The sequence below is a fragment of the Vibrio sp. sp1 genome, assembly GCF_016920955.1.
Lineage (GTDB): Bacteria > Pseudomonadota > Gammaproteobacteria > Enterobacterales > Vibrionaceae > Vibrio > Vibrio alginolyticus.
Genome location: NZ_CP060589.1, coordinates 1,421,488 through 1,439,532, shown reverse-complemented (window position 1 = coordinate 1,439,532; position 18,045 = coordinate 1,421,488). Strand labels below are relative to the sequence as shown.

At 46.6% G+C, this 18,045-nt stretch carries 15 protein-coding genes; 8 read left to right on the top strand and 7 right to left on the bottom strand.

Annotated features, from left to right (window positions below; translation table 11 throughout):
• The first annotated feature begins 12 nt into the window (after positions 1-12).
• The 5 genes from atpA (at position 13) to glmU (ending at position 5,856) form a co-directional block, all read left to right on the top strand.
• On the top strand, positions 13-1,554 hold the full coding sequence (atpA, locus tag H9L11_RS06795) for a F0F1 ATP synthase subunit alpha (protein ID WP_005378931.1): 1,542 nt from the start codon (positions 13-15) through the stop codon (positions 1,552-1,554).
• A 44-nt stretch (positions 1,555-1,598) separates the two neighbouring features.
• Complete coding sequence (atpG, locus tag H9L11_RS06790) at positions 1,599-2,465, top strand: F0F1 ATP synthase subunit gamma (protein ID WP_005378932.1); 867 nt, start codon at positions 1,599-1,601, stop codon at positions 2,463-2,465.
• 35 nt (positions 2,466-2,500) lie between these two features.
• Positions 2,501-3,904 (top strand): F0F1 ATP synthase subunit beta, encoded by a 1,404-nt coding sequence (gene atpD / locus H9L11_RS06785; RefSeq protein ID WP_005383849.1) that lies wholly within the window; start codon positions 2,501-2,503, stop codon positions 3,902-3,904.
• Between the two features lie 18 nt (positions 3,905-3,922).
• Complete coding sequence (locus tag H9L11_RS06780) at positions 3,923-4,345, top strand: F0F1 ATP synthase subunit epsilon (protein WP_005378937.1); 423 nt, start codon at positions 3,923-3,925, stop codon at positions 4,343-4,345.
• Positions 4,346-4,494: 149 nt separating this feature from the next.
• The gene (glmU, locus tag H9L11_RS06775; protein ID WP_047102566.1) at positions 4,495-5,856 is read left to right on the top strand and encodes a bifunctional UDP-N-acetylglucosamine diphosphorylase/glucosamine-1-phosphate N-acetyltransferase GlmU; all 1,362 of its coding nucleotides are present in this window, start codon (positions 4,495-4,497) and stop codon (positions 5,854-5,856) included.
• A gap of 80 nt (positions 5,857-5,936) precedes the next feature.
• On the opposite strand, the gene H9L11_RS06770 is transcribed toward glmU, so the two are convergent.
• Positions 5,937-6,677, bottom strand: coding sequence for an amino acid ABC transporter permease (locus tag H9L11_RS06770; RefSeq protein WP_053304043.1), 741 nt, complete (start codon positions 6,675-6,677; stop codon positions 5,937-5,939).
• Between the two features lie 115 nt (positions 6,678-6,792).
• Here H9L11_RS06770 and H9L11_RS06765 point away from each other — a divergent pair, with 115 nt between their 5' ends.
• Positions 6,793-7,569, top strand: a complete 777-nt coding sequence (locus H9L11_RS06765) for a transporter substrate-binding domain-containing protein (RefSeq protein ID WP_005378944.1) — start codon at positions 6,793-6,795, stop codon at positions 7,567-7,569.
• Between the two features lie 44 nt (positions 7,570-7,613).
• Here H9L11_RS06765 and punC read toward each other — a convergent pair whose 3' ends face one another.
• Positions 7,614-8,819: a purine nucleoside transporter PunC gene (gene punC, locus H9L11_RS06760; protein ID WP_005378946.1), complete on the bottom strand. Its 1,206-nt coding sequence runs from the start codon at positions 8,817-8,819 to the stop codon at positions 7,614-7,616.
• 152 nt (positions 8,820-8,971) lie between these two features.
• On the opposite strand from punC, the gene punR reads away from it, so the two are divergent.
• The gene (punR, locus tag H9L11_RS06755) at positions 8,972-9,874 is read left to right on the top strand and encodes a DNA-binding transcriptional activator PunR (RefSeq protein WP_005378948.1); all 903 of its coding nucleotides are present in this window, start codon (positions 8,972-8,974) and stop codon (positions 9,872-9,874) included.
• 54 nt (positions 9,875-9,928) lie between these two features.
• Here the strand turns inward: punR and ilvA are convergent, their stop codons facing one another.
• Genes ilvA through ilvG form a run of 5 tightly spaced genes read right to left on the bottom strand, consistent with a single transcriptional unit; the run spans position 9,929 to position 16,227 of the window.
• The gene (gene ilvA / locus H9L11_RS06750) at positions 9,929-11,476 is read right to left on the bottom strand and encodes a threonine ammonia-lyase, biosynthetic (RefSeq protein WP_053304042.1); all 1,548 of its coding nucleotides are present in this window, start codon (positions 11,474-11,476) and stop codon (positions 9,929-9,931) included.
• A 2-nt stretch (positions 11,477-11,478) separates the two neighbouring features.
• Positions 11,479-13,320 (bottom strand): dihydroxy-acid dehydratase, encoded by a 1,842-nt coding sequence (gene ilvD / locus H9L11_RS06745; RefSeq protein ID WP_005383859.1) that lies wholly within the window; start codon positions 13,318-13,320, stop codon positions 11,479-11,481.
• Between the two features lie 13 nt (positions 13,321-13,333).
• The gene (ilvE, locus tag H9L11_RS06740; RefSeq protein ID WP_171345097.1) at positions 13,334-14,272 is read right to left on the bottom strand and encodes a branched-chain-amino-acid transaminase; all 939 of its coding nucleotides are present in this window, start codon (positions 14,270-14,272) and stop codon (positions 13,334-13,336) included.
• Between the two features lie 12 nt (positions 14,273-14,284).
• Entirely contained in the window at positions 14,285-14,569 is a 285-nt protein-coding gene (ilvM, locus tag H9L11_RS06735; RefSeq protein ID WP_005378958.1) for an acetolactate synthase 2 small subunit, read from the bottom strand.
• An 11-nt stretch (positions 14,570-14,580) separates the two neighbouring features.
• The gene (gene ilvG / locus H9L11_RS06730) at positions 14,581-16,227 is read right to left on the bottom strand and encodes an acetolactate synthase 2 catalytic subunit (RefSeq protein WP_005378960.1); all 1,647 of its coding nucleotides are present in this window, start codon (positions 16,225-16,227) and stop codon (positions 14,581-14,583) included.
• 830 nt (positions 16,228-17,057) lie between these two features.
• Here ilvG and H9L11_RS06725 point away from each other — a divergent pair.
• Positions 17,058-17,639 (top strand): hypothetical protein, encoded by a 582-nt coding sequence (locus tag H9L11_RS06725; protein WP_025555720.1) that lies wholly within the window; start codon positions 17,058-17,060, stop codon positions 17,637-17,639.
• Positions 17,640-18,045: the final 406 nt, after the last annotated feature.

The following is an 18,045-nucleotide window of genomic DNA, read 5'->3' as shown; positions in this document are numbered from 1 at the left end:
GGGGATTGGAGCATGCAACTTAATTCCACGGAAATTAGCGATCTGATCAAACAACGTATCGAATCTTTCGAAGTTGTTAGTGAAGCTCGCAACGAGGGTACTATCGTATCGGTAAGCGATGGTATCATCCGCATCCACGGCCTAGCGGACGTGATGCAAGGTGAAATGATTGAATTACCGGGTGGCCGTTATGCACTGGCACTTAACCTTGAGCGTGACTCGGTTGGTGCGGTTGTAATGGGCCCATATGCTGACCTTAAGGAAGGCATGAAAGTTACAGGTACTGGCCGCATTCTTGAAGTGCCAGTTGGTCCAGAACTACTAGGCCGCGTAGTAAATACGCTGGGTGAGCCTATCGATGGTAAAGGTCCAATCGAAGCGAAAATGACTTCGCCTGTAGAAGTGATCGCACCAGGTGTAATCGACCGTAAATCGGTAGACCAACCTGTGCAAACTGGTTATAAGTCAGTTGACTCAATGATCCCAATCGGTCGTGGTCAGCGTGAGCTTATCATCGGTGACCGTCAGATTGGTAAAACAGCACTGGCGATCGACGCGATCATCAACCAGAAAGACTCTGGTATTTTCTCTATCTACGTAGCAATCGGTCAGAAAGCATCGACTATCGCTAACGTTGTTCGCAAACTAGAAGAGCACGGCGCACTACAAAATACTATCGTTGTAGTTGCATCAGCTTCTGAATCTGCAGCGCTTCAATACCTAGCGCCTTACGCAGGTTGTGCGATGGGTGAATACTTCCGCGATCGCGGTGAAGACGCACTGATTGTTTACGATGATCTATCTAAGCAAGCGGTAGCTTACCGTCAGATCTCTCTACTACTTAAACGTCCACCAGGCCGTGAGGCATTCCCAGGTGACGTATTCTACTTACACTCGCGTCTACTAGAGCGTGCAGCTCGTGTAAACGAAGAGTACGTAGAGCGTTTCACTAACGGTGAAGTGAAAGGTAAGACTGGTTCTTTGACTGCTCTTCCTATCATCGAAACTCAAGCAGGTGACGTTTCAGCATTCGTACCGACTAACGTAATCTCGATTACCGATGGTCAGATCTTCCTACAAACTGAGCTATTCAACGCTGGTGTTCGTCCTGCTGTTGACCCTGGTATCTCAGTATCTCGTGTAGGTGGTTCAGCTCAGACGAAAATCATCAAGAAACTATCAGGTGGTATCCGTACAGCACTAGCTGCATACCGTGAACTAGCGGCATTTGCTCAGTTCTCTTCTGACCTTGATGACGCAACGAAGAAACAGCTAGACCATGGTCAAAAAGTTACAGAACTAATGAAGCAGAAGCAGTACGCTCCAATGTCTGTATTTGACCAAGCTCTAACTATCTTCGCGGCAGAGCGCGGTTACCTTGATGATGTAGAACTTAACAAAGTTCTAGATTTCGAGGCGGCTCTACTATCGTACGCTCGCGGTCAATACGCTGAACTAGCAGCTGAGATCGACAAGTCTGGCGCTTACAACGATGAAATCGAAGCTCAGTTGAAGAAACTGACTGACGACTTCAAAGCAACCCAAACTTGGTAATTAGGTCGGTGGCAGTTTCTGCCACCAACTAACGGAGAGTAACGATGGCCGGCGCAAAAGAGATACGTAATAAAATCGGTAGTGTTAAAAGCACTCAGAAAATTACGAAAGCGATGGAAATGGTAGCAGCTTCAAAAATGCGTCGTTCTCAAGATGCAATGGAAGCTTCTCGTCCATACGCTGAAACAATGCGTAAAGTGATCGGTCATGTGGCTAACGCAAACCTAGAGTACCGTCATCCGTACCTAGAAGAGCGTGAAGCTAAACGTGTTGGTTACATCATCGTTTCGACAGACCGTGGTCTGTGTGGTGGTTTGAACATTAACGTGTTCAAAAAAGCCGTTACAGACATGCAAGCATGGAGAGAGAAAGGTGCTGAGATTGAGCTAGCCGTTGTTGGCTCAAAAGCAACAGCTTTCTTTAAACATGGTGGCGCAAAAGTTGCGGCACAGGTTTCTGGTCTTGGAGATAATCCAAGCCTACAAGACCTAATCGGCTCTGTTGGCGTAATGCTGAAGAAATACGATGAAGGTGAACTGGACCGTCTATATGTAGTATTCAACAAGTTTGTTAATACTATGGTTCAGCAACCAACGATCGATCAATTGCTACCTTTGCCTAAATCGGACAGCGAAGAGATGCAGCGTGAGCATTCATGGGACTACATCTATGAGCCTGAACCAAAACCTCTACTGGATACGCTATTAGTGCGTTACGTAGAGTCTCAGGTATACCAAGGTGTGGTTGAGAACCTTGCTTGTGAGCAAGCGGCTCGAATGATTGCGATGAAGGCTGCAACGGATAACGCAACCAGTTTGATTGACGATTTGGAACTTGTGTACAACAAAGCCCGTCAGGCTGCGATTACACAAGAACTATCAGAAATCGTTGGTGGTGCAGCTGCGGTTTAAGCTTAGGTAAAACGAAATAGTTTAGAGGATTAACGATGGCTACAGGTAAGATCGTACAGATCATCGGTGCGGTAGTCGACGTAGAGTTCCCACAGAGCAATGTACCTAGTGTATATGACGCTCTAAACGTAACGGACTCAAAAGAGCGTCTAGTTCTTGAAGTTCAACAACAGCTAGGCGGTGGCGTAGTTCGTTGTATCGTAATGGGTAGCTCTGATGGTTTACGTCGTGGAGTAGAAGTGGTTAACACTGGCGCTCCAATTTCAGTACCAGTAGGTACTAAAACTCTAGGTCGTATCATGAACGTCCTAGGTGACGCGATTGACGAGCGTGGTGAAGTGGGTGCGGAAGAGGTTTACTCTATCCACCGTAGTGCACCAAGCTACGAAGAGCAATCAAACGAAATTGCACTTCTAGAAACGGGCGTTAAAGTAATCGACCTAATTTGTCCATTCGCTAAGGGTGGTAAAATCGGTCTATTCGGTGGTGCAGGTGTAGGTAAGACCGTTAACATGATGGAACTTATCAACAACATCGCACTACAGCACTCAGGTCTATCAGTATTTGCTGGTGTTGGTGAGCGTACTCGTGAAGGTAACGATTTCTACTACGAGATGCAGGAAGCGGGCGTTGTAAACGTTGAGAAGCCTGAAGAATCAAAAGTAGCGATGGTTTACGGTCAGATGAACGAGCCACCAGGTAACCGTCTACGTGTTGCACTGACTGGTCTAACAATGGCAGAGCGTTTCCGTGACGAAGGTCGTGACGTACTACTGTTCATTGATAACATCTACCGTTACACACTTGCAGGTACAGAGGTATCAGCACTACTAGGTCGTATGCCTTCTGCGGTAGGTTACCAGCCAACTCTTGCAGAAGAGATGGGTGTACTTCAGGAGCGTATCACGTCAACGAAATCAGGTTCTATCACGTCTGTACAGGCGGTATACGTACCAGCGGATGACTTGACTGACCCGTCTCCAGCAACAACGTTCGCGCACTTGGATGCAACGGTTGTACTTAACCGTAACATCGCTGCAATGGGTCTATACCCTGCGATCGACCCGCTAGATTCAACATCTCGTATGCTTGATCCACTAGTCGTTGGTCAAGATCACTACGAAGTTGCTCGTGGTGTTCAGCAGACTCTTCAGCGCTACAAAGAGCTGAAAGATATCATTGCTATCCTAGGTATGGACGAGCTATCTGAAGAAGATAAGCAAGTTGTATCTCGTGCACGTAAGATTGAGCGTTTCCTAACTCAGCCTTACCACGTAGCAGAAGTATTTACAGGTGACCCTGGTATTTACGTACCTCTAAAAGAGACTCTACGTGGCTTTAAAGGTCTACTAGCTGGTGAATACGACGACATTCCTGAGCAGGCATTTATGTACTGCGGTAGCATCGACGATGCTATTGAGAATGCGAAGAAGCTATAAGGCTAACTAGGAGGCGATATGGCAGCAATAACCTTTCACCTAGACGTAGTAAGCGCTGAGAAGAAAATCTTCTCTGGTCGTGTTGAAACGTTTCAGGTGACCGGTAGCGAAGGTGAACTTGGTATTTTCCATGGTCACACACCGCTGCTGACCGCTATCAAGCCTGGTATGGTGCGTATTGTGAAACAGCACGGCCACGAAGAAATTATTTATGTTTCTGGTGGTATGGTAGAGATTCAGCCTGGTACAGCGACTGTACTAGCTGATACAGCTATCCGTGGTGAAGAGCTAGACGCAGCGAAGGCAGAAGAAGCCAAACGCCGCGCTGAGGAGCAAATCCAGAATCAGCATGGTGACATGGACTTCGCACAAGCGGCCAGTGAACTGGCTAAAGCCATTGCTCAGCTACGAGTTATCGAGCTGACAAAAAAGCGTCGCTAAGCTCAATTAGCAACGTTGCATGAAAAAAGGCGGCCAATTGGTCGCCTTTTTGATTAATTTTAGTTGGAAATTTACCTTACTCCATTAACTATTTTAAAAGAGCTGTTTAAAATAACGGCCAATTAACATAAAACGTCAATAGGTTATCAATGAAATTCAGTGCTGTGATTCTTGCAGCGGGTAAAGGTACCCGTATGCATTCGAACATGCCTAAAGTGCTACACACTTTGGCAGGCAAGCCAATGGCAAAACATGTTATCGATACATGTACAGGTCTTGGCGCACAAAACATCCACTTGGTCTTTGGTCACGGTGGTGATCAAATGCAAACCACTCTTGCAGAAGAGCCTGTAAATTGGGTGCTTCAAGCGGAGCAGTTAGGGACAGGTCATGCGGTTGATCAAGCGTCTCCGAAGTTTGAAGACGATGAAAAAGTACTGGTGCTTTACGGTGATGTTCCACTGATTTCAGCTGAAACGATTGAAAACCTATTAGATGCACAGCCAACTGGCGGTATTGCACTACTAACAGTGATTCTAGATAACCCGACAGGCTATGGTCGTATTATCCGTAAGAATGGTCCTGTTGTGGCGATCGTTGAGCAAAAAGATGCAACAGAAGAACAAAAACAAATTAAAGAGATCAACACTGGCGTGATGGTTGCGACTGGTGGGGATCTTAAGCGTTGGTTGTCTGGCTTAAACAACAACAACGCACAAGGCGAATACTACCTAACTGACGTTATTGCAGCTGCACACGATGAAGGTCGTGCCGTTGAGGCAGTACACCCAGTCAATGCCATTGAGGTGGAAGGGGTCAACGACCGCGCACAGCTTGCTCGTCTAGAGCGTGCTTTCCAGTCAATGCAAGCTCAGAAGCTACTAGAGCAAGGTGTCATGCTACGCGATCCAGCACGCTTTGATTTGCGTGGTGAGTTACAGTGCGGTATGGACTGTGAAATCGACGTGAATGTTATCGTCGAAGGTAAAGTTTCACTGGGTGATAACGTGGTTATCGGTGCGGGTTGTGTACTGAAAGATTGTGAAATCGACGACAACACCATCGTTCGCCCTTACAGTGTGATTGAAGGTGCAACGGTTGGTGAAGAATGTACGGTTGGTCCATTTACTCGCCTTCGTCCTGGTGCTGAAATGCGTAACGATTCCCATGTGGGTAACTTCGTTGAAGTGAAAAATGCGCGCATCGGAGAAGGTTCAAAAGCGAACCACCTAACTTACTTAGGTGATGCAGAGATCGGTCAACGTACTAACATCGGTGCAGGTACTATCACTTGTAACTACGATGGTGCGAACAAGTTTAAAACCATCATCGGTAATGATGTTTTTGTTGGTTCTGATAGCCAGCTGGTGGCGCCTGTCACTATCGCTGATGGCGCAACCATCGGTGCAGGCACGACACTAACAAAAGATGTTGAAGAAGGTGAGTTAGTAATTACTCGCGTCAAAGAGCGCAAAATTACTGGCTGGCAGCGTCCTGTAAAACAGAAATAAGCAATACCTGCACTCTATCGCTATATTGTCAAAGCCGCTCAACAAGTGCGGCTTTGTTGTTTCTAGCTCAGGCTTCATCGTTAGTAACTAGGAATAGCAATACGTTTTTCGAGCCAACGAACGGCTTGAGATACAAATAGGATGAGTAACAAGTACTCCAAAACGAGGAAGGTATAAATCTCTAGGGGTAAGTACTCATTCACCACCAGCTCATTAGCACGGCGAGTGAGATCGCTTAAACCAATCACACTGACTAAAGAACTCATCTTGAGGATGTAGACAAATTGATTGCCCAGTGGAGGGAGGATTTGTCGAAACGCTTGGGGAAGAATTACCAAGCGCATCTTTTGCCAATAGCTTAAGCCCAAAGACTCAGCTGCTTCATGCTGGCCACGGCTGATAGCTTGTATCCCACCGCGAAACACTTCCGCCATAAACGCACTCTCAGCGATAGTCAGTGCAATAACACCCGCCCAAAAGTGATTGAGTGAGACATCCAATAGCGTAGGCATGCCGTAATACACCCAAAGTAGTAAGACTAAAACTGGCACTGAACGGATCACCTCGACATAAATACGGTTTATCCACTTCAGATAGGCAGAGTCCGACAGAGCGGGTAACGCAACGATCAGGCCCAAGCTCATCGCAAATAACATACTGAGGAGTGATACCTGAATGGTGTCATTAAACCCAGCGATTAAAAACTTTAGATTGGTGAGCCCTTGATCCGTCGAAGGGTCAAGTACATACCAGCCCCATTGATAATCTGAACAACCAGTGAGTAATAGCAATGAAAATAGCCATAGAGTTCGAAACGTCACATTTACTCCCTGAATTAACTAAAAAACTTCCTTTGTTGCTGCTATGTTATCAGTAGAGCTCTAATAAAGGTTAATTATTAAACCGTATAAGGTCATTATTTTTAAGGGAATAAAAATGAGAAAGATTTTACTAGTGCTAGGAATGTGTTTGCTTGCTGCGACTCAAGTCGCTCACGCTGAAAGCCGTCTTCAATCCATTTTAGACAATGGCGTACTCCGAGTTGGAACGACGGGAGATTGGAATCCGATGACGATGAAAGACCCTGCGACAAACAGTTATCGTGGCTTCGATATCGATGTAACAACAGAACTTGCTAAAGATCTCGGTGTAAAAGTGGAGTATGTTCCCACGGATTGGAAGACGCTAGTTAATGGCATTACCGCCAACAAATACGATATTACTGGCAGCGCATCTCTGAACATGTCGCGCGCGAAAGTAGCTGGATACAGCCAGCCGTATTTCTACCTTGCCTTTGTACCTGTGGTGCAAAAGAAAGATCTCGCCAAATTCTCTGATTGGGCGGATTTTAATAAACCAGAAGTAAAAGTCGCGGCGACGTTAGGTACGGTACAAGAAAAAATGGTGAAAGAATTCTTCCCGTCTGCTCAACATATTGTTATTGAAGCGCCAGCGCGCGACTTCCAAGAACTACTAGCTCGCAGGGCCGATGTATCGGTGACGTCCAATGTGGAAGCAGCGACGTTGGTGGATAAGTTTAAACAGTTGGCGATAGTGCCAGTGACCGCACCGCGTAAACCAACCCCAATTGCTATGTTGTTGCCGCAAGACGATCAAGTATGGATTAATTATATCAATCACTGGGTAGAGTTGAAAAAGACTCAAGGCTTTTTTAAGCAGACTGCCAAGAAGTGGGGGTTGAAAAGCTTATAAACAGAAAGAGCCGCATTGCACGGCTCTTTTTATTATCTGAACGATTAAAGTTCGTCTTCACTCACGACTCGGGCGTTGTCAGGAGTCGTAAAGTGCTTGGATAATTCGCGATTCGACAGAATGTATCCCATCCACAGCCCACCCATACAGATGATGATTGCGATGCCAGTAACCATCTGAGCTTGGCTTGCCATTGCGGCTACCAATGCACTTGAGAAGCTACTTACACAGATTTGCAGGCTGTTTTGCAGACCTGCTGCTGTTGCAGGGCTCTGTTGTGCGCTGGCCAGTGCACGGTTTACCACGATTGGGTACAGCGCGCCGTTAGCGACGGCAATCAAACAGAATGGCGCAAGAATAGGCCAAATCGATGACAGCTCCCACTGTGAAGCAATGAAAATCATTAATGCCGCGACACTAAATAGGCCAATCAGTTGGCGCAGAACCTTTTCATCACCAAATTTTCGAACGCCTACTTTACCTAAGTAGCCACCAGCCATAAACGCGATGGTTTGTGGGATAAAGCTCAAACCAATATCTTTTGCTTCGTAGCCCAGTTGCGCCATGATTTCTGGCATCCCAGTTAGGTAAGCAAAGAATGCAGCTGAAGCCGTCGCAAACATAAACACGTTGCCAAGGTATTTTTTAGAACTCAGTAGCGCTTTGATGTCGGCAGACATACTGGTTTGTTTGATTTCTGCTTTCTCGTCTTTTTGTGCCATGGTCGCAAAGACCAAAAAGACACCAACCAGTGTTAGCGTAATAAAGATACTGTGCCAGCCGAAGTTATCTGCCAACACAACCCCTAATTGAGGTGCTAGTGCTGGTGATAGCGCGACGAGTGGCATGATTGTCGCAAAAATTTGTTGGCTACTGCTTGAGTAGCGCTTAATGACCATAGCCTGCCAGATCACGGCTGGTGCACACACACCGATAGCTTGGATAAAGCGCAGTGTGAGTAGTTGCCATACTTGATCACAGAAAGCCAAACCGAATGACGCGATAGTAAATAGCACCAACCCGGCTGCGAGTGTATTACGATGGCCAAATTTATCGGATGCCAATCCCCACATTAGCTGGCCAATCGCCATACCAACGAGGAATACCGTTAAAGAGAGCGCAATTTGCTCAGGGCCTGTTGCAAAGTCGATTTCCATCGCTTTGAATGCTGGCAGATACATATCGGTAGCAACGAAGCCAAGCATCGATAATGCTGCCAGATAAATGAGCTGTAGTTTTGAGATTTTCATGATTCAACCAGTCAAATTATTTAATCATTTTTTAATCAACATCAGTTGGCGCCAACCCTGATTTATTTACCTTATTATTCTATTTTTCGATTTTGAGAAAATAAAACGCTAAAATTGTTGGTTATCAATCAAATTTTTTGAAAGGTTAAATCATGTTCTCTAAAGCGTCTTTGGAAATGCTGGATACGGTTGCCCGTTTAGGCAGTTTCACCGCTGCGGCTGAGGTATTGCATAAAGTCCCCTCAGCCATCAGCTATGGAGTAAGGCAGGTCGAGCAAGATTTAGATGTGGTGCTGTTTCGACGTTTACCAAGGAAAGTCGAGCTAACTCCAGCGGGTGAACTTTTTATGGCCGAGGCGCGCTCTTTGCTGCGTCAAATGGAAGAGGTGAAAGCACAAACGCGGCGAGCGGCTCAAGGATGGAAAAGCACGTTAAAGCTGACCTTAGATAACGTGGTGAAGTTAGAAAAACTCAAACCTTTGGTGGAAGATTTCTATCGCGAGTTTGAATTTGCTGAATTGCAGATCAATATGGAGGTCTTCAATGGTTCTTGGGAAGCCATAGCACAAGGTCGAGCCGACATTGTCGTTGGCGCGACATCTGCGGTTCCCGTTGGGGGAGATTTTGAAGTCAAAGATATGGGCGTATTAGATTGGGCATTTGTAATGTCACCCGCTCATCCTTGCGTTCGACAACAAGTGCTTACTGAAGCGTTTGTGAGTCAATTTCCGGCGATCTGTCTTGATGATACTTCGAACGTGCTGCCAAAACGCCATACTGGCCATTATCCGCAACAGCGCCGATTATTATTGCCCAATTGGTATAGTGCGATTGAATGTTTAAAAAATGGGGTGGGCGTGGGTTACATGCCACGTCATATTGCAACACCCTTAATCAATGATGGTGTGCTGGTGGAGAAGGTCATGCCGGATGATAAACCGCTCAGTCACTGCTGCTTAGTATGGCGCAAAGATGATAATCATAAATTGATCCAGTGGATGGTGGACTATCTTGGGTCGCCTAATCAGCTACATAAAGATTGGTTACAGTCATAAAAAACACCTCGCATTAGCGAGGTGTTTTCATTGATATGTTTAAAATGTGGCGTTTTATGACAAGAAAAACTTATACGATGGGTTGTCTGTCTCGTCTTTGCATTGATAGCCAAGTTCACGTAAATGTGCAGAAAACTGAGCTAAATCGCTTTCATCTAACTCGAAACCACATAAAACACGTCCGTAGTCAGCGCCGTGGTTACGGTAGTTGAACAAACTGATATTCCAGTGTGTGCCGAGTGTGCTTAAGAACTTAAGTAGCGCCCCAGGGTACTCTGGGAATTCAAAGCTGTAGAGGCGCTCTTTAAGCGGCTTAGACGGCTTACCACCAATCATGTAGCGCACGTGCAGTTTCGCCATTTCATCATCAGACAGGTCAACCACTGGGTAGCCACCATCACGTAAGTCGTGAATGATATGTTCTAGCTCTTCCTGACCGCCTTGCAAACGCACACCGACAAAGATATTTGCCAATGCGTCATCGTTGTAGCGGTAGTTAAACTCTGTCACGGCACGGCCGCCAATGAGATTACAGAACTCAAAGAAAGCACCTTGACGCTCAGGGATGGTGACGGCAAGCAGACCTTCACGTTTTTCACCAAGCTCGCAGCGTTCAGAAACATAACGCAGACCGTGGAAGTTGGTGTTTGCGCCAGACAATACCGTACCTAGGTTTTTGTCTTTCAGCTTGTTCTGTTCAGCAAACTTCTTCAAACCCGCCAGAGCAAGCGCGCCAGAAGGCTCTGCAATCGCACGGGTGTCTTCAAAGATGTCTTTTACTGCTGCGCAGATTTCATCGCTAGAGACTGCAATATGGCCATCAATGTACTTTTGGCATAGACGAAACGTCTCTTCACCAATGCGTTTTACTGCAACGCCATCGGCAAACATGCTGACCTGGTCTAATACTACTGGTTCACCTGCATCCAATGCCGCTTTGAGGCATGAAGAATCTTCTGGCTCGACCGCAATCACTTTGATTTCTGGCATGAGCTGCTTCACGAGTACCGCAACACCGGCAGCCAAACCGCCACCACCGACAGGGACGAAGATGTAATCAAGGTGACCATTTTGCTGCAGCATTTCCATGCCGATGGTGCCTTGACCTGCAATCACCAGTGGGTGATCGAAAGGAGGGACAAATGTGTACCCATGCAGATCAGAAAGGCGTTCCGCTTCCGCTTTTGCCTCATCAAAGTTGCTGCCGTGCAGCACTACATTGCCACCGAAGCCACGTACCGCATCGACTTTGATGTCTGGTGTGGTTTTAGGCATCACGATGGTGGTTTTGATGCCTAGCTTAGTACCAGAGAGCGCCATGCCTTGAGCGTGGTTACCTGCCGATGCTGCAATGACACCAGCGGCTTTTTGTGCTTCAGATAAACTCGCCACCATGTTGTATGCACCGCGCAATTTGAACGAGTGTACGGGTTGGCGATCTTCACGCTTGATCTGCACGTTATTCCCGATACGTGCAGATAAACGAGGCATTTCTTGCAGTGGCGTCACTGTTGCTACTTCATAAACAGGTGCGCGAAGGATTTGGCGCAGATAATCTGCGCCAGTTTGGTTCACTTGTTTTTCGGGTTGAGCTTCCATCATTGCTAGCCCTCTAGCTTCGACTTGTCTCGTACTGCACCCTTGTCAGCACTGGTTGCCATACTCGCGTACGCTTTGAGTGCAAATGAAACTTCACGTTGGCGGTCAACTGGTTTCCAGCCTAGTTCGTCTTGTTTTGCACGGCGCTCAGCAAGTTCTTGTTCAGACACTTGGAGTGAAATTGAACGGTTTGGAATATCAATTGCAATCATATCGCCTTCTTTTACCAGGCCAATTGCACCGCCGTTTGCTGCTTCAGGAGAGGCGTGACCGATTGACAGACCTGATGTGCCGCCAGAGAAACGGCCGTCAGTCAGAAGTGCACACTCTTTGCCAAGGCCCATCGATTTTAGATAAGTGGTTGGGTAAAGCATTTCTTGCATGCCCGGACCACCTTTAGGGCCTTCGTAACGGATAACAACCACGTCGCCTGCTTTTACTTTGCCGCCTAAGATGCCTTCTACGGCGTCTTCTTGGCTTTCGAAAACTACGGCTGGGCCAGTGAATTTATGAATGCTCTCATCCACACCAGCAGTCTTAACGATACAACCATCTAATGCGATGTTGCCTGATAGAACGGCTAGGCCACCTTCTTGGCTAAAGGCATGATCGATAGTACGAATACAGCCTTCCGCACGGTCGTCATCAAGGCGATCCCAGCGGCAATCTTGTGAGAACGCTTGAGTAGTACGAATTCCCGCGGGACCTGCGCGGTAGAACTTAAGTACTTCTTCGTCTTCAGTTTGGATGATGTCGTATTTCGCCAGCTGCTCTTTCATCGAAAGGCCAAGCACGGTGCGCGCATCATTGTGTAGAAGACCTGCACGATCTAACTCACCAAGAATTGCCATGACGCCACCAGCGCGGTGTACGTCTTCCATGTGATATTTCTGGGTAGATGGTGCCACTTTACATAGGTGTGGTACTTGGCGTGATAGGCGATCGATATCTTCCATATCGAAATCCACTTCACCTTCTTGCGCTGCAGCCAACAGGTGCAAAATGGTGTTGGTTGAGCCACCCATTGCAATATCCAGTGCCATCGCATTTTCGAACGCATCAAACGTAGCGATGTTGCGTGGCAGTGCTGATTCGTCATCTTGCTCGTAGTAACGACGAGTCAGTTCAACGATGCGACGACCTGCATTAAGGAACAGCTGTTCACGGTCTGCGTGCGTTGCCAGCATAGAACCGTTACCTGGTTGAGAAAGACCCAGTGCTTCCGTTAGACAGTTCATTGAGTTTGCAGTGAACATGCCTGAACACGATCCACACGTTGGACATGCGCTGCGTTCGATCTGCTCGCTTTGCTCATCAGACACTTTTGGATCCGCGCCTTGGATCATCGCATCTACAAGGTCTAGTTTGATGATCTGATCAGAAAGCTTGGTTTTACCCGCTTCCATTGGACCACCAGAAACAAAGATAACAGGGATGTTAAGACGCATAGATGCCATCAACATTCCTGGAGTGATTTTGTCACAGTTAGAGATACATACCATGGCATCGGCACAGTGCGCGTTGACCATGTATTCTACTGAGTCTGCGATCAGTTCGCGTGAAGGCAGTGAGTACAGCATGCCGCCGTGACCCATTGCGATACCATCATCAACCGCGATGGTGTTGAATTCTTTCGCAATACCGCCAGCTTTTTCGATTTCACGTGCTACAAGCTGACCCATGTCTTTCAGGTGTACGTGACCCGGAACAAATTGAGTAAACGAGTTTACAACGGCGATGATTGGTTTACCGAAGTCTTCTTCTTTCACACCCGTTGCACGCCACAGTGCTCGTGCACCCGCCATGTTACGACCATGTGTGGTGGTTGCTGATCTATATTTTGGCATTTCCTAATCCTTCTTACTTCTGTTCTGGGTACACATAGTCTAACCAGCCCCACTTATCTTCCGTGGTGCCGTCAAATAGGCCAAAGTAGGCTGCTTGTAGTTCTTTAGTGATAGGGCCGCGCTTACCAGTGCCCACTTCAATCTTGTCGATGGTTGCCACTGGTACAATCTCAGCCGCAGTACCTGTCATGAAGACTTCATCGGCAAGGTAAAGGGCTTCACGAGCAATGTTCGCTTCACGTACTTCGTAGCCTTTATCGCGTGCAATTGTCATGATCGAGTCACGAGTGATGCCCGGTAGAATCGCGCTAGTTGCTGGTGGTGTGGCGATTACGCCATCTTTGATAACGAAGATGTTTTCACCAGCCCCTTCCGATAGGTAACCATCTACGCTTAGCGCAATACCTTCGTCGTAACCGTGACGACGCGCTTCACCACCAACCAGTAGTGAAGATAGGTAGTTACCGCCTGCTTTAGCCGCAGTTGGGATGGTGTTTGGCGCAGCGCGATTCCAGCTTGAAATCATCGCATCGACACCTTTTTCTAGCGCTTCTTCGCCTAAGTAAGAGCCCCAAGGAAATGCTGCAATGATTAGATCCATCTCAGTGCCAACTGGTGGACATACGCCTAAGCCAACATTACCGACAAAACCCAATGGACGAATGTAAGCGCTGTCGAGTTTGTTTTGGCGCAGTGTTTCGCGGGTCGCTTCCATGATTTCCTCTACAGAGAAAGGGATCGGAAAGCGGTAAATCTTGGCAGAATCTTTTAGACGTTGTGCATGCTCACGGTGACGGAAGACAATTGGGCCTTTTGGTGTGTTGTAACAGCGCACGCCTTCAAACACGGATGTACCATAGTGCATTGCGTGAGTCAGAACGTGAACGTTCGCCTCTGCCCATGGAACCATCTCACCATTAAACCAAATGAAATCTGCAGTTTTCGTTGCCATTTGTTGCCTTCCTTATGCACTTACGTGTTGTTGTAAGTTGTGATTTGGCAGTTCATCGTTGCGGATTTTTAGCACCTCAACCTTACGAACGTCCCACAACTTCTCTATTTGATTGATCAAAAACGAGATTGGTCGATCGCTGTCGACGATGATCTCGACGCTGGCTACTTTGCTTTCGTGGTTTTGCGTAGCAGCGACTTGTTTGATCACGAAACCTCGGTGACGAATCACACGTAGAACGCGCTCCAACAGTACCGGTTTGTCATCGGCTTTGATGTCGAGTAAATATCTGTCCATGCGATTGTCTCCTATGTATTTTCCAACATATCACTGTTTGATGCGCCAGGTGGCACCAATGGCCACACGTTTTCTTCTTCATCAATCAAAACGTGAAGCATGTAAGAAGTTTCACTCGCTAGCATCTCTTTGAGAGCAGGTTCGACTTCTTCTTTCTTGGTGATGGTTTTGCCCGGGATATCGAACGCTTTTGCTAACATCACGAAATCTGGGTTGTCATCAAGAATGGTTTCACTGTGGCGACCGTCAAAGAACAATGACTGCCATTGGCGAACCATGCCAAGACGTTGGTTATTAAGAAGGACAATCTTCACTGGAATCTGACGACGCTTCAGCGTGCCCAATTCCTGAACGTTCATCATAAATGAACCGTCACCTGTAATAAGGATAGACTGATCATCAGGACGTGCGACTGCAGCACCCATCGCCGCTGGCAAGCCAAAGCCCATGGTGCCAAGGCCAGCAGAAGTGATAAAATTTTGTGGTTCGCGTGGCTGGATATGTTGCGCTGCCCACATCTGGTGCTGACCGACGTCGGTCGAGACAATTGAGCTATCTGGCATCATGTCAGACAGTTGTTTAAGCAATAGCGGTGCGTAGATTAACTCGCCCGGGTGGTCGTAACGCCACTTAAAGCCGCTGCGCAGACTTTCACTGTGATGAACCCACGGTGAAATATCTTGAGTCAGCTCTAGCTGAGGAAGAATGGTGTTGATGTCGCCACGTAATGGTGCGTTGGCGTGGCGCAGTTTATGAATCTCCGCAGCATCAATGTCGATGTGAATCACTTTCGCATTTGGTGCAAACGTGTCGAGCTTACCCGTCACACGGTCATCAAAACGCGCGCCAACCACGATCAATAGATCAGCTTCTTGAACCACTAGATTGGCGGCTTTGGTGCCGTGCATACCCAACATACCAAGATAGTGAGGATCATGGCGTTCAATGGTACCGAGGCCTTTTAATGTGCTAACTGCAGGCATTGGGTTTAAGCGAAGAAATTCGCGTACTGCATCGGTTGCTTTCGCAAGTTGCACGCCACCACCAACATACAACACTGGGCGAGTTGATGCTGCCAGCACATCTTGCGCACGTTTGATATCTTCAGCGCTGACATCTTCGATTGCTGGTGCTATGTATGGAGGAAGAAGGTCTGTGGGTGCTTGAGCGAGTTGAACGTCTTTGGCGATATCGACAATGACAGGACCCGGACGACCGGTTTTTGCGACCTCAAAGGCTTCGGCAAGTGTCGGAGCTAGATCTTCAATTTCAGTCACGAGATAGCTGTGCTTAGTACAGGCTAGGGACATTCCGATCACATCCATTTCTTGGAATGCATCGGTACCGATATGAGAGCTAGCAACCTGGCCTGTGATGGCAACTAGAGGTACGGAGTCAAGGAAAGCGTCGGCAAGGCCGGTAACAAGGTTAGTGGCTCCTGGGCCGGAAGTTGCCATGCACACAGCAACGTCTTGAGTGGAACGAGCCATCCCGATAGCAGCCATAGCGGCCCCTTGCTCGTGACGGCATAGGATGTGTTCCACCCCACCGTCATACAAAGCATCATAGATTGGCATGATGGCCCCGCCGGGGTAGCCAAAAACGGTTTCGATGCCTTGCTGTCTTAAAGCGGCTACGACAAGTTGTGCACCAGTCATCGTAAACCTCCTTTGCTACGTTGTGGCTCGTAGCGATTGCCATATTTATTGCACTTCATGTGCACTCCCATTCTTCCCGTTAAACTGTCCGAGGGTTAGACAGATGACAACTTGTAGTTGTAAAAAAACCCCCGGACTTTTCAGTGCGGGGGTTTTCTGTAATTTGTGGTTACCTTTCGCCCACAATACCCCGCGCGGTGCCAATAATGACCACGATAATCAGGGCTAGCAGTGCGTTGATATGAGCGAAAAGGTTCATCTGTCTGTCGTTCTTTTTTCGTTAAAAAATGTTGTGTAATGTTCTACGAAATTGTTTGCGTCATTAGTGGTATCACACAATTCCGCTGCATGACAAGCAAAAAGTCATTCTTTTTTCACATTAACTCTCAATTGGGACGCGGTATATAACATAACCAACTAGATAAAACATTTGTTTACAGAGTGTTCAAAAAAATTGAGGAACGTATGGGGCTGGCAATCATTCATAGTCGAGCAAGCGTCGGGGTGCAAGCGCCATCGGTTAGTGTAGAAGTTCATATCAGCAACGGCATGCCAGGGTTTACTATTGTTGGCAACATTTACCTTATTAATAAAGTAATGAATTTAAGGTCTCTTCGGGTTCAATAATGAGTGACTATATAGAAGTGGCAACAATGGAAATAGTGGCAACTATGGCAAGACGGCGTAGTTACAAGACTGGGATACAGAGGATTACTACCTTAGTTATTGCATAAAGGAATGGATTTGGCTTTATTGATGGATCTATATGATATGGTTGGCTTTTATTCTCTGATATGATGCTGGTTTATTATTAGATATGGAATTCATAAATGACAGAAACAACGAATGATGACAAAGCACAAAACAGCGGGTCGGATAAGGATGGCTCTCCAAATAAAAAGTTCCTATGTAGGTGGTTAAGTAACTTTTGGGGCTCGCTTGTTGATACAGTATTTAGCTCCGTCTTTCTAATTTTGGGCTCATTGGTGGTGCTGGCATGTTTGGATAATGCTCTTAACCTAAACCAAAATATAACGAAAATCTTCAATGAAGCGATTGGTGAGTTAACACTTCTAATAGTGCCATTTCTATTGGGCATTGCGTCAGCAGCTTATCTGGTCAGTTCTAGTTGTAATAAATTGAGCTGGGCTAAGGTGAGACTATTCAATTTAATGTCTGGGTTACAAAGCCTAATAACCAGTATCGTAGGGTTAATGGTAGCTAAAATGCTATATTTTACTCATAAGTTACCTCATTCATCGGTTCTGCTTATTGGCATTGTTTCGATAGTGTTAGTGGCTTTGTTTAGCACCATCGAAGAAGAGTTTAAGGCTGATGAAAAAATAGTTATTGGCGGATTCGCATTTTTTACCTTGGTCATTTTTGGAGTTCTTACCCGAACAGCAGTATAGATACGTTAGCATCATGCTCCCACTAACCGTCTTTTGTGGCTTTTAATCGGGAGTGTGTGCTCTATCTACTAACCAGAAAATGTAGGTGTTACTCCCTATTTTTAGCCTTAGTTACGGTAGAAAAAGTAGGTAAACATTTGAAATGCAGTGTCGGGGTATGTGGGGGATGTACACACACTAGTTTCCCAAAAGGGGGAAGCCCGCATACTGAAAACGCTGTTATTAGCCTGTAAAAACAGAATAGATTTATCAATGATCACTCAAGTAGTTTGTTGATTGCTTGTCTTTATCTTGGTTATCAATCAATCGAAGCTGGTAGAAAAGGATTGGAAAAGAGTTAATCACTGAAAAGTAGATTAGATACATCAAGTTTCAAAAAGGACTAAGTTTTCTTTGAAGGAAAGCG